Source organism: Pseudonocardia sp. EC080619-01 (assembly GCF_001420995.1).
In the GTDB taxonomy this organism is placed as follows: domain Bacteria; phylum Actinomycetota; class Actinomycetes; order Mycobacteriales; family Pseudonocardiaceae; genus Pseudonocardia.
Map to the genome: position 1 here is coordinate 129866 of NZ_CP012186.1, position 12976 is coordinate 142841.

Annotated in this window: 9 protein-coding genes and 2 pseudogenes; 5 read left to right on the forward strand and 6 right to left on the reverse strand. The window is 63.3% G+C overall.

Annotated elements, in window-relative coordinates:
* Positions 1-8 precede the first annotated feature (8 nt).
* The 4 genes and pseudogenes from AD017_RS32760 to AD017_RS37670 form a co-directional block, all read right to left on the reverse strand.
* A pseudogene (locus AD017_RS32760) lies at positions 9-1109 on the reverse strand (inositol-3-phosphate synthase).
* 41 nt (positions 1110-1150) lie between these two features.
* On the reverse strand, positions 1151-2197 hold the full coding sequence (locus tag AD017_RS32765) for an FkbO/Hyg5 family chorismatase (RefSeq protein WP_082399726.1): 1047 nt from the start codon (positions 2195-2197) through the stop codon (positions 1151-1153).
* A 216-nt stretch (positions 2198-2413) separates the two neighbouring features.
* On the reverse strand, positions 2414-2851 hold the full coding sequence (locus AD017_RS32770; protein WP_060577635.1) for a type II 3-dehydroquinate dehydratase: 438 nt from the start codon (positions 2849-2851) through the stop codon (positions 2414-2416).
* A gap of 145 nt (positions 2852-2996) precedes the next feature.
* Complete coding sequence (locus AD017_RS37670; RefSeq protein WP_349675499.1) at positions 2997-3386, reverse strand: IS3 family transposase; 390 nt, start codon at positions 3384-3386, stop codon at positions 2997-2999.
* A gap of 1066 nt (positions 3387-4452) precedes the next feature.
* Between AD017_RS37670 and AD017_RS32775 the strand changes: the two genes are divergently transcribed.
* The 5 genes and pseudogenes from AD017_RS32775 (at position 4453) to AD017_RS36940 (ending at position 9900) form a co-directional block, all read left to right on the forward strand.
* Positions 4453-5346, forward strand: a complete 894-nt coding sequence (locus AD017_RS32775) for a hypothetical protein (RefSeq protein WP_082539133.1) — start codon at positions 4453-4455, stop codon at positions 5344-5346.
* Between the two features lie 138 nt (positions 5347-5484).
* Positions 5485-7101, forward strand: a complete 1617-nt coding sequence (locus AD017_RS32780) for an FAD-binding oxidoreductase (protein ID WP_227013413.1) — start codon at positions 5485-5487, stop codon at positions 7099-7101.
* A 42-nt stretch (positions 7102-7143) separates the two neighbouring features.
* On the forward strand, positions 7144-8808 hold the full coding sequence (locus AD017_RS32785) for an alpha-amylase family glycosyl hydrolase (protein ID WP_227013414.1): 1665 nt from the start codon (positions 7144-7146) through the stop codon (positions 8806-8808).
* Positions 8809-9026: 218 nt separating this feature from the next.
* Positions 9027-9338 (forward strand): annotated as a pseudogene (locus AD017_RS37675) (hypothetical protein); the annotation flags it as partial.
* A gap of 43 nt (positions 9339-9381) precedes the next feature.
* Complete coding sequence (locus AD017_RS36940) at positions 9382-9900, forward strand: glycosyltransferase (RefSeq protein ID WP_082399730.1); 519 nt, start codon at positions 9382-9384, stop codon at positions 9898-9900.
* 27 nt (positions 9901-9927) lie between these two features.
* Here the strand turns inward: AD017_RS36940 and AD017_RS32795 are convergent, their stop codons facing one another.
* Together AD017_RS32795 and AD017_RS34200 are read right to left on the reverse strand one after the other, a co-directional pair.
* Positions 9928-10833, reverse strand: a complete 906-nt coding sequence (locus AD017_RS32795) for an ROK family protein (protein WP_060577571.1) — start codon at positions 10831-10833, stop codon at positions 9928-9930.
* Between the two features lie 354 nt (positions 10834-11187).
* Positions 11188-12465, reverse strand: coding sequence for a condensation domain-containing protein (locus AD017_RS34200; protein ID WP_082539134.1), 1278 nt, complete (start codon positions 12463-12465; stop codon positions 11188-11190).
* Positions 12466-12976: the final 511 nt, after the last annotated feature.

Below are 12976 nucleotides of genomic sequence, written 5' to 3' on the forward strand. Positions count from 1 at the left end.
AGCGGCCGTCAGTGATCCTCGTCGCGGATGAATCTCTCGACGCGGTCGCGGGCGGTGGTGTCGTCGCACTGCTCGGGCGGCGACTTCATGAAGTAGCTCGACGCGGACACGATCGGCCCGCCGGTGCCGCGGTCCTTGGCGATCTTGGCAGCGCGGATGGCATCGATGACGATGCCGGCCGAATTTGGGGAGTCCCATACCTCTAGCTTGTATTCCAGGTTCAGCGGGGCGTCGCCGAATGCCCGGCCCTCTAATCGGACGTAGGCCCACTTGCGGTCGTCGAGCCAGGAAACGTAGTCTGATGGGCCGATGTGAACGTCACCCTTGCAAAACTCCCGGCCCACTTGGGACGTGACGGACTGAGTCTTGGAAATCCGCTTAGACTCTAGACGCTCCGGCTCTTTCATGTTCAGAAAGTCCATATTGCCGCCTACGTTGAGCTGCATTGTGCGGTCGAGCTCCACCCCACGGTCCTCGAACAGCCGGGCCAGTATCCGGTGCGTGATTGTGGCGCCGACCTGCGACTTGATATCGTCGCCCACGATCGGCACACCGGCCGCCCGAAAACGCTCGGCCCACTCCGGCTCGGAGGCGATAAACACCGGCAGTGCATTGACGAAGGCCACGCCGGCGTCGATCGCGCACTGCGCGTAGAATTTGGCGCCTACCTCTGACCCCACCGGCAGGTACGACACCAGCACGTCGGCTTGCACCTCACGCAGGACGGCGACGACATCGACCGGACTCTGATCGGACTCCTCAATAGTCTCTTGGTAGAAGCGGCCGAGTCCGTCGTGGGTAGGACCGCGCTGGACTGTGACTCCTAGCGGCGGTACCTCAGCGATCTGGACCGCGTTATTCGCCGAAGCGAGAATCGCCTCGGATAGATCGCGGTCGACCTTCTTAGCGTCAACGTCGAACGCGGCGACGAACTAGAGGTCGCGGATGTGGTAACCGCCGAAGTCGACATGCATCAGACCGGGCACCCGGGCGAGGGAGTCAGCGTCCCGATAGTAGTGGACGCCCTGGACCAGTGATGAGGCGCAGTTGCCGACGCCGGCGATAGCAACTCGTACGCGACTACCCGTGGTGTCATGCGGTGCAATCATTGTGCTCCTCTTCTTCGACAAGCTCTTTTGTGGCGCGGCCCCTACGGATGCGCTCTCTGCCCACCCGCTCCGATCCACTTTCCAGCGCCGAGATGATCATGCGGATCGGCGGCATCGGCGAGCTCGACATGGAGCACCCCCTCGATCTCGAGCAGTAGCTCGCTTCGACAGATGTCGACGGTGAAGACCTCAATAGGAACGCGGGGGCCGATTACCTCACGCAACCTCTGCCGGACGTACGGTGCGTCGGCCGCGTGTCGGACGTAAACCTTTAACAGACTGAAGGACCCGAGACTGATCGTGCCGCCACATTTCCGCTCGATATCTGCGAGAAGAAGGCGAATGTTGTCGAGCGTCGTATTGTACTGTCCTTCGAGACGCCCCAGCTCGACAGAACGGTGACCGATGATGCTAGCCGTACCGGACAGGAAGAGCCTATTGGAGTCGCGCAATAGCGTGGCCCTGGCAAAGCTCGGTGAACGGGGTCCGTAGGTCCGTGGATACTGGTGCGCAGGCACCTGTCGGGGATTCTCGAAATGAACGCAGCTGCCCGACCTCTCGGCGACGAAGTACACCACCACGCCACCGCTGTGCGCTCCGATTCCAGTGGCGGCTGGCAGGCTGCCGGTCACATCCGTGTAGGCGGCCTCGAAGCCCTCGGCTCGTCCCTGGCAGAAGTCTTGGTAGACCTCCAAGCCGTCCGCGTTCGGCTGGTTGATGCCGGAAATGTAGTTCCACATGCGGACCAAGTGCGGGTAGTCGAGCTCGCGGATCAAGTCGACGAGCTGTCGATAAGCTGTCCTAGCCGCATCGCGGTACCGACTGGAATCAGGTAGTGCGAGTACTCCAAACAGGTGCCTGCCGTCTTGGCTGTAGACGATATCGCCTCGGCGGCCCGTCGTGACCTCGCAACTGGTAGTCCACACTTCGCGGACCGCTTGTCGTGGATTCCGGTACGTGGCGACCCCGACTACCGGGTGGCCCCCCTCGATAGTGGGCGGTCGGGCCTCGCTGCTGAACTCGACGACTCCAAGTATTTCCCTACGGATATTCGAGGGGGCATCCGTAGACACCACTACATCGAGCATTGGAGCCTCTTCTGCGACGGGTCTTGGGCGGCTGCAGCTGATCTAGCATCTGTGGATCATACAATCCCTGATCGGATCAAACTAATTCTCCTGCGACGGCTTCACTCGGACTGTGGCGGTTCCGGCGACCGCTGAAGTCGTCGTGGGCCGTTCTCGAATCGTACGGTCGCACACCTGGTCGGTGGGCGCGAACTTGTCTGTGAGTGCTGTGCACTCTCACTCCGCGGGAATGGCCTCCATGAGGGCGCGGGCCGCCAGCCGGTAACCGAGAGCGCCGAGGCCGGCGATTACCCCGGTGGCAATTGGGGCTAGCACCGACTCGTGCCGGAACTGCTCTCGGGCCCACACATTCGACAGGTGCACTTCGATCCATGGCCGCGGGTAGTTGGCCAGCGCGTCTCGAAGGCTCCATCCCGCGATCATCAGCGCACCAGGGTTCACGATGGCGCCCACCGTGTCGTAGGCGTCCTGTACGGCCGTGACTAGCTCGCCCTCGCCTTCGCGCTGGACTTCGGTCACAGTCCAGCCGCGCTCGGCTACCTCCTGTCCGACCGCGGCGTTGATATCGGCCAGCGTATCGGTGCCATAGATCTCTGGTTGTCGTCGGCCCAGGATGCCCAGGTTGGGCCCGTTTAGAAGAAGCAGCTCCACTATCACCTCATAGCACTCGTGGCCTCGGTAGGGCGAGCCTGTCCGGCGAAGGCCGAGTCGGGTTGCTCTTGGCGACCCGATCCTGCGCTGTCTATTCGCAGGACCGACGAGTGGCAACTCCGTTCGCTGGTGCACGTTAATGCTGTGGTTAGTTCCTCGGGGGCTGGCATCGACGGCGATGATCGTCACAGATGACCCCCCGCGTCCATTCGCTCGCTACGAGGCCAGCTGGACGGTCGCCGGGGAGGACAGGTCGCAACCGCCAAGCGGAGTTCCCGTCGGTCGGACGGCGCATGGGTTCTGCCCAGCAACTGCGGCCTGTCTGCAGTTGCCGGTTGGTGGAATGAGCTTCCCCGGTTCGCCGGAGTACGGGGTATCTGTCGGTGTCGCGCTGCGCGCGATGGTAGGTGTCCTCGTACTCGTCGGGCGAGAGCCCGCCGAGCTTCGCCTGGATCCGGCGCGGGTTGTACCAGCCGTCGAGGTAGTGGATCGGGGCGTGCTCGGCCTCGGTGCGGGTGGCGAACGTGGTGCCGGCCAGTAGAGCAGGTCAATCTTGAGCGTGGACCACGGTTACAGATCCGGTCGCCGAGCGCGGTAATGGCGCAGCGGTCGCGGTCGGTGATCGCTCAGCCGAACGAGAACTGCAGGTCTAGCGCCGGCTTGCGCCCGGTCACCCAGCTGCGCGAGGAACGCGCGAGTGCAGCCCGCGGTGTCGGCACGGACGAGAATCCGGCGCCCGTGGCGGGCGCCGTCGGGGACCTGGACGAGTGCCTGGTCAAGGACGCTGATGTGTTCGGCGGTGGTATCAGCGCCGACGTTGCCGCGCCGCAGCGTGACGGCCAAAGACCGCCAGCCCTTTGGAGAACTCGGCGCTCAGTCGGATTCGCGCCGGCAGCCGCGACCCGACATCTCGCCACCATCCCGTTCAACGGAGATGCCGATCTTCAGACGTTGGATGGAGACTGCGCCTGGACGCACCCCTCGACCCGGCGCAGATAGACCTTAGCAAGCTCTGTCCTACCTGGTCACGAGGCAGCTTCTGCGTTCGGGGCCCGCTCAACCACTCAAGATCGTGACGAGTAGGGGCAGCGAGAATGCCGCCTGTGTCCAGCCTGGCTCCCCACCGGAACCGGCTGGACACGGGCAGTGACTGCGTGTAGACAATTTTTGGGATTAGCGTGAGTCTATCTCCGCACCTGCGTCCCGACCCGGGGGGTGGAACTTGTTTCGGCGACACCGCGTTGTGGCCACGCGGCTAGCCACCTCGGTCCTCCGCCGGGCGGAGGACCTCCGTGGCTCGGTGCTCGTCCGTCCGCGTTTCGATACTGGCGTCGATGAACTCGACATGAACTTCGGCTACCTCCGCCTTGCCGAATTCCGTATTTGTTCGACGACTTCTCGGCCATCCACCGCGAATAGTAGAGGCGGGCAGCGGAAGTAATTGGGAAACTGTGAAACAATCAAGCAAGGGGTCATGTTTGATGTGTGGATCGCAACTGCCGCAGGCTGATGCGAGCGAATCCGGATCGACTCTGCTCGAGGTTAGATCTCTGGTTCTGGGGGACTCGCCACGGAGATTCGGTGAGGACCTCGAGTACGTCCGCATGCTCGCCGATCTCGACCACAAGCTGCCGCCAATCCTGGTCCATCGACAAACAAGGAAGGTCATCGACGGGGCGCACCGCTTGCGGGCGGCGGCCATGCGGGGTGACTCGTCGATCGAGGTTACGTTTTACGACGGGGCCTACGAGTCTGCCTTCGTCGAGGCGGTCGAAGCGAACACCACGCACGGCCTGCCGCTGTCAAAAGCCGACCGTGAGGCGGCCGCGCGAAAGATCATCAAATTCTTTCCGCAGTGGTCGGACCGGGCGATCGCGAAGGTCACCGGTCTCTCCGCGAAGAAGATCAGCTCCCTCCGGGGCGATGCTACACGGGTGGACGCCGTGCGGATTGGGAAGGACGGCCGGGCGCGGCCCCTGGACAGCTCGGCCGGGCGCCTACGGGCAGCCAAGCTGATCACCGCGCAGCCGGACGCCTCCCTGAGCGCTATCGCCCGGTCGTCCGGCATCGCTGTGGGAACGGTGCGCGACGTGCGAGAGAAGCTACGGCGGGGTGAAGATCCCGTTCCCCAGTCCCGCCGCAAGAACGCCTCGAGCGAAGCCGATCGGCCGATCCCTGCGACTACGGAAAGCGCCCCTCCGAGGGAGGCGGGTAAGACGTTCGAGCCGACGGGTGCCGTGCAGATGCTGCAGCGCGACCCATCGTTGCGGCTGAGTTTGGCGGGCCGGAAGCTACTGCATGTCGTCGCCGTAACCCAGTTCATAGTCGCCGTAACCCAGTTCATATCAGACAACCTAGACAGCTTGGTAAACCTTCTTCCATCGCATTGCAGGCCCGTCCTCGCGGACCTCGCGCGAAACTGCGCCTATGCGTGGCAGACCTTCGCTGTTGAGGTCGAGCGACGCCAAGACGCTCGCGCGGACTCAAACGGTGCCTAGCGTGGCTCACCTTGTCTTGCGCGCCCCGCCAGTCCCCGGGCGCCGAGCCAGCGGTGCCGTGCCCCGGGCTGTGGCACCGTGCCGCGGTCCGCTCTCGGCCGTCGATGCGCATCACGATCGTGATCGGAAGGAACGGACGTGAACGGTAACGCTCGGATTGGGCGGCGGGGTTTCCTCATGGGAACGACCGCGGCGGGCGCCGCAGCCACGGTGCTAGGCCCGTCCGTGCTTGCGCCCGCGCAGGCGGCGCCGCCGACGGGCACGGGCACCGCGCCCGTCGTCGTGACGCCGGCAGACGGGCGCTACGACGACGTGGTTCAGGGCGTCAATCCCCGCTACGTCGGCCAACCTGAAGCTGTGTACATGGTGGACTCGCCGGACCAGGTCGCCGATGTCGTCAGGCGGGCTGTCCTCGGAGACAAGCGGCTCACGGTGCGCAGCGGTGGCCACTGCCTCGAGGGTTTCGTATACAACCCGGAGACCCAGGTCGTACTGGACCTCTCCCAGATGAGCCGCGTCTACTTCGACGCCCAGCTCGGGGCAATCGCCGTAGAGCCAGGCGCCGTCGTCGCAGACATGTACGAGCGGCTGTACAAGACATGGGGCGTCACCATCCCGGCGGGAATCTTCCACTCAGTCGGTGCCGGCGGGCATTTCGCGGGCGGAGGGCACGGGCATCTCGCGCGACTCCATGGGATGGCCGTGGACCATCTCTACGCGGTGGAGGTGGTCGTAGTCGACGCCGAACGCACAGTACGTGCCGTGGTCGCGACGCGAGATCCCGACGATCCCAATCGTGACCTTTGGTGGGCCCACAGCGGCGGCGGTGGCGGGAACTTCGGCGTCGTCACCCGCTACCTGTTCCGTTCCCCGGGGGCGCTGGGGAACGACCCTCGCAAGATCCTTCCCCAGCCCCCGGCGGAGGTGCTCTACAGCACCGTCTCGTTGCCGTGGAGCGAGATGACCCAGGAGCGGTTCAGCAGGCTGCTGAAGAACGTCGGGGCCTTCCATGAGAAGAACAAGGACCCGACGTCGCCCTACCTGGCGGTGACCGGTGGGATGATCATGCCGCACTGTTCCGGCGGTCAGCTGACCTTGGGAACCCAGGTACACGGCAGCCCGCCCGGTGCCCAGCGGCTGCTCGACCGCTACTTGGCGGAGGCCCTCGATGGTCTCGGCCCGGTCCAACGGTCCACCGCACAGCGGCTGTCGTGGCTGCAGTCAGTGGCGTTCAACGGTGGCGCGTCGAACCACCCGACAATACGAGGGGACTATAAGTCCTCCTATATGCGAGCAAACTTTACAGACCGCCAGGTCGAGGCGTTCTACCGGTTCCTCACGCGGCCGGATATCGAGAACCCAAAGATCGGCGTGTCGATCTCTGGGTACGGTGGGCGAATCAACGCGGTCGACAGGAACGCCACAGCGTTCGCACACCGCGATTGCTCGCTGAACCTGCTGTGGTCGGTCGAATGGGAGGATCCTGCTGACGACGTCAAGAACATCACCTGGAATCGGGAGTTCTACGGATCCGTGCACGCGGACACCGGCGGCGTTCCGGTCCCGGATGGCGTTACCGGTGGCTGCTATGTCAACGACGTTGATACCGACATCGCAAACCCGACGTTCAACAGGTCCACGTCGGCGTGGCACGACCTGTACTACAGGGATAACTACGCGCATCTCCGGCAGGCCAAGGCGCGGTGGGATCCCCTCAACTTCTTCCGGCACGCCATGTCCGTCCAGCTGCCCTGACCAAAGCCTGGCCAACGCCTCCGAGAGGGGAGTTGATCCTCTGTGACCGCGCAGACCCGCCCGGTTCCGTCGTGGCTGGCGGACACCGTGCTCTACCACGTGTACCCACCGTCGTTTGCCGACTCCGACGGTGACGGCATTGGTGACCTACGCGGCATCGGCGAACATCTGGACTACCTCAAGTGGCTGGGGGTCGGCGCCATCTGGCTGAGCCCGTGTTTCACATCGGAGTTCGGGGACGGCGGGTACGACGTTGTGGACTTCCTGACGATTGCGCCCCGCTACGGGACGAACGAGGACGCGACGGCGCTGATCGACGCGGCCCGCCACCGGGGGATCCGCGTGATCCTCGACCTGGTGGCGGGGCACACCTCGCACTGCCACCCGTGGTTCCAGGAGTCGGCCGACACGCCCGGCGACCACAGGTACATCTGGTCAGACAACGCGGTCCCGCCCTCGCACGAGTGGGTAGCCAACCGGGGGAAGAAGGGCGGATTCTATCGTGCCAATTTCTATCCCATCCAGCCGGCGCTGAACTTCGGCTACGCGCGCCCCGACCCGAGCGAACCCTGGCGCCAGCCCGTCGACGCCGCCGCTCCGCTGGCCAACCGGGCCGCTTTGCGAGAGATCATGAGCTTCTGGTTCGATCGCGGCGTCTCCGGTTTTCGTGTCGACATGGCCTCCTCCCTGGTCAAGGACGATCCCGGCCACGTTGAGACGGCCAGGCTGTGGAGACAGATGCGCGAGTGGGTCGACGCCGCGTATCCCGATCGTGCACTGCTCGCGGAGTGGGGCGAGCCAACCGTTTCCCTTCGGGCTGGCTTCCACGCCGACTTCTTTCTGCATTTCGCTGGCCCGGCCCTGCGGTCGCTATGGGACAACAACACCGGCACGCGCGGCCCGTGGAGCGATGACGCTTCTTGCTACTTCGACGCCGCCGGACGCGGCTCGATGGGGGCATTCCTCGACGCTTGGTGGGAGGCGGCCAACTCGGCCGCCGGCGGTTCCGGGCTGGTCGCGTTACCAACTGCCAGCCACGACTTCTCCCGCCTAGTTTGCGGCCCGCGAACTCGCGATATGGTGGTTCCGGCGTTTGCGTTCCAGCTAACCTGGCCGTTGCTGCCGGTCGTCTACTACGGCGACGAGATAGGTATGAGATTCGTGCATGGTCTGCCGGATAAGGAGGGCAGCCAGTGTGGAACCCAGGCCCGGCAGGGCTCGCGCACTCCGATGCAATGGGACGACGGCCCGAACGCCGGGTTTTCGACAGCGCCAGCCCAGGCCCTTTACCTGCCCGTTGATGCTGACCCGCAGCGGCCGACCGTAGCCGGCGCGCTGGCGGATAAATCGTCGCTGCTGCACCACGTCCGGCGGCTCGTTCACCTGCGCCGGAACACGTCCGCTTTAAGGGGCGACTCACCGGTGGAGGTACTGCATGGCGACTACCCGTTCGTCTACACCCGAGGTGGGCGGGAGCGCCTCCTTGTTGTCGTAAACGGCCGTAGGGAACCTGCGAGCGCACCGGTCGGCGCCGACGGCGCCTGCCCCCTGGCTGTGCACGGGGTCCAGGTATCTAGAGGACATGTGCACGCCAGCGGCTTCTCCTACGGCGTGTTCAAGCTGCCGCCGGAGACGGTCGGCCCGTCAGGGGCGACAGCCGAGAGCCCCCGGAGCAGGAGTCCGGACAACGCAGGGAGTCTTGCGTAACCCCGGCCATTCATGTCATTGGCAGATTGACCGTGAGATGGCTGTAGCAGTTGGCTGCTATCGAAGTTTCGTCATCGCGCGATCCGAAGCAGACGATTGATTGGCATATGGGTTAAGCGCCGTAGAGTCCGTCTCTGCCGCATGGTTCATTGCATAGTGATGACATCTCAAAGAGAAGGGTTCAGAGTTTGAATTCGCTCCCGCCGATCGTATGCGCCGTGGACGACAACTTCGAGCTGCCTGTCCGGGTACTGCTCGAATCTTTGGCCTGGGCTCACGGGCATTGTCGGGAGGATATCCGCGTCATAATACTCTATGATCAGCTAGGCCGTACCTCGAATACTCGGATCGTCGAGCACGGCAAGCGGCTGGGGTTGACAGTGGAGCTTGTCCGGAGTCCGCCAGTGGACCGACGCTACCCGGTGTTGAATAGATTCACAACCGCGATCTATCTGAGATTGAACGTTCACGAGGTACTTGCCGACGAGAGCAGGGTGCTGTATTTGGACTCGGACGTGCTCGTCAGGGGCGACTTGCGGGAGCTGCTGATCTTGCCGATGGAGGGTCACGCGATTGGGGCCGTCCGAGACTCGGTGCGACCGACGCTGGGGCTGCGGCGGGGCGCTCCCGACCTCGCGCGAATTCGCCGCCGACCGCGAGTACTTCAACTCCGGCGTTCTTCTGCTAGATTTGGACGAATGCCGTGCCAGCGGTGTTCTCGACCGGGCGTGCTCGATTCTTGCCGATCGGCGCGACGAGGTTCGCTTTCCCGATCAGGACGCATTAAACTGGGCAGCGGACGATGAGTGGCTGCGTCTAGCCCCGGAATGGAACACGTTTGCAATGTCGATTATTGTCGGCAGAAATGACTACGTCCATTCCGCGGAGGATGTGGTCAGCCTCGAATCGCTGCTGCGAGCCGAGGAGGTGGCGTCTATTCTGCACTTCAGCGGTCGGAATAAGCCGTGGCAGAAGACGTGTCCGCAGAGCCGAACCCGCGATATGTATCGGCGAACGATGCGACGGGTGGAGCGCGACCGCTTGGCGGCTGAGGGGGCCTCGGGCGTGGACAGCGTGCTGTTGGGTGGCTGATCGTCGCCAGGTAAGAGCATCGTCGGGTCAGCTCCACCGCGGTGCGGTAGTTGCGGTGCGGGCTTCGCCTGCCAGGAGCAGCGCACCCTGCAGCGAGGAAGCTCCGTTCAGTGTGGAGCGTTGAACCTCGGGCAGAGCGTGACCGTCCCGCTGGAGTAACTCCACATGCTCGGCGACCACCTCGACGAAGCCGGGGAGCTGGGCGAAGCCACCGCCGATCACGGTGACGTCGCTACATACCATCTCGGCTATGCTGACCGCGCCGGCTGCGAGGGCGACGCATCCCGCCCGGACCGCGGTGACCGCCCAGTTCTCCCCGTCCACCCAACCCCGTTCTAGGCAGGCAAAATCGACGGGGCCGCCGCGCAGGACGCCCGCTCGTCGCAGCACCGCGCTTCCCGACGCGGTGGCCTGCAGACAGCCGTGCCGTCCACATTCACACTTGTCGCCCGCGGTGTCGACGATCATGTGGCCGATCTCGCAGGAGCCTCTTCCCGCACCGGGGACAGGACGCCCGTCCAGGACGATGCCGCCGCCTATTCCCGTCCCGACGCCGAGGTAGACGATGTCGGCGAGACCGGCATGCTCAGCCTCCGCTAGCGCGGCGAGATCTCCGTCGTCCGCGGAACGGGCGGGCACATCCGGCGGAAGCAGTTCATCGAGGAACGCCCGCCAGTCCATGCCCACCCAGTGCGGCCGGTTCGGCCAGCTGGTGACCGTTCCGCGACGGTTCACTGTGGCTGGAAACGCGACACCGAGCGCCTCTGGCCGACCAGTCGCCCAGACCGCGGCAAGTAGCGTCGTACGCAGCAATGAGAGATCCTGGGCCAAGTCGGCCCCCTCGGCCCAGCGGACCACCGCGGCGTACGGCTCACGGCCGTCGGCGCGGACCGCGACCTTGGATCCGCCGATATCTAGGGCAAGCACGCTCATTCTTGCTCCCCACAATCGGCGCACCGTGGCCGGGTGAATCTTCTGTCATTGCGTCGTGCTTTGCGCATGCGATGCCCTTCCTGGATCCGTACGTGGAGTCTGGGGCGCGGGCCTCGTCGTGGGGGTTCGAGGCCACGCATGGCGGCAGAAGGCCGCGGCACCGAAACGTACCGGCGGCCCAATCACGTCGAGTTCGGCCGGCCGGAGCGAACCACCAGCTCCTCGCCGACCAAGTGGGCCGACGAACTGCACGTTTGGAGACTTCGAGCTTCGGTGCGTCTGTCTGCCCCGGCCAACGTCCTTCGAATTCGCCACCCAACCCACGTCTCTCGCCGTGTCGTCGACTGTCGCTTGTCAGAGCGACACTTCCTCGGACAGCAACTGCTCGAGTAGGCAATTGAACTGCTCGACTACTCGTTCCATATCGCTCGAGGGGAAGAGTGTGCCGTCCAAGCAAAACCTGAATGTCAGCTCCTGCGCGTAACGCGTTACTAAAATTATTGGTGCGCGGCCCGGTGCTAGACCGCAAACATCGATGCTCTCGATCCGATTCTCGTCAAATACTATCGGATAATCGAGATCGCCGAGAATGGAGACAACGCAGGTGGGGCTCTCGATATCTGGACAGTCTGGCCGCGCCATTGCGAGGATGCCTCGCTCTGCGTCGTGATCCATCAAGCTTTGCCGCAGCTGGAAATCGTATTGATCTGCAATATGGCGGATGCTGTCGGACCTGCTGAAGCGCGGTATGCTACGGAATCCAATAGCTCCTGCAAAGTTCGTCATGTGCAGAGCCTCGACAGTAGGGTGAACTCTGTTCCGTAGATCGACCGGTACAAACAGTACAACGGGCCGGTCGTCATCGCGATCGTGCGCTGCAGCGACTTTTATGGCCTTAGCAATTGCGCTTAGCGCAAGTGCACTGAACCTGACCCCCCAGGCTTTCGCGATAGTTCTGAGGCGGTCAGACTGAACCGCGTCGAACGTGGAGGAAAACATCGTGAAATCAGGTGTAGCTGACCTGACTTCGTTCGAAGACGTGATTCTCAGTACTGGTTTTCCTGCGAGTTCATCGGTTACTGTATTAATGTAGTGAAGAACCTGCTCGCTGGTCCACGCGTGCTCTAAGAGCACGTCGACGGACTCAGGGAGGTGAGGCTCATAGCGGTCGTATGGGTGGCTTTCGGTGTTGTTATTGCAGGAGTAGTAGACAGCCAATCGTTCTAGCAGTGCTATAAGCGATTTCCCGTCACCGATGATGTGGTCGATTGAGAGCGCGACAGTTGTCTCGCTGTCAGCTTCAAATACGGTCAAGGTGGATAGAGTGGAATTACGATCGAAGCGCGCTTGGCCTAATTTATTCAGTGCGTCGCTTCGGGAGGATGCAACCGACATGGCTGGTTCGACGCATTTATCATCCAGCGTGAAGTGCCAGTCCGCGCCGTTGTGCGTGAGCCTCGATTTCAACAGAGGGCATTCTTCACACAATCTTCTGAATGCGGAGAGGAGTCTACGGTGGTCTAGCCTACCGCGCATGGTCACGCAAGCGATAATTGGTGACGATGGGGCGTTAGCGAAGTTGAGTTCGCTCGCGCCTAGTGTTCGAAACATCTTCGACTCCTGCGTCTGCATGCCGGACAATCCCCGTATGGGGTTTCGTTTCGAGTGCTAGCGATAAGAGGTCGATCAAGTACCGTTATGCGGGTTATTGGTGGTGCGGTAGCAGAACGGTACGAAGGGCTCCCGTGGCGTTGATATCGGCGCTTCGAGTAGTTGCCGGAGGGACTTAGCCATAAACATGCCGCTCCGATTCGCATCAGTTCCTGTCGGTATTGGGATCTGGTATCGATCGGAATGAACAGCTCCTCCGGTGCCTCCTGTTCATCGGGTGTTTCGGGTCACGACGTCGACGCTGTGTTTAACAACTACAGCGAACGATGTCGGGAGAGCAAGTTCTGGCATACCATCGTTGGGGATGTCCGCGTCGTCGGCTCCCGGAGTCGAGGACCTTCAGCACATAGTCGAGGTCTCGGGGGAGAATCAGTTCATCGAGGTGGCCCGGGCGTGGACTGGCGTCCGCAGGCTAAGGGGACCCGTGAGGCTCGTCGAGGGAAGCGGGTCGGCGGGCGGCTGCTGAAGCTGG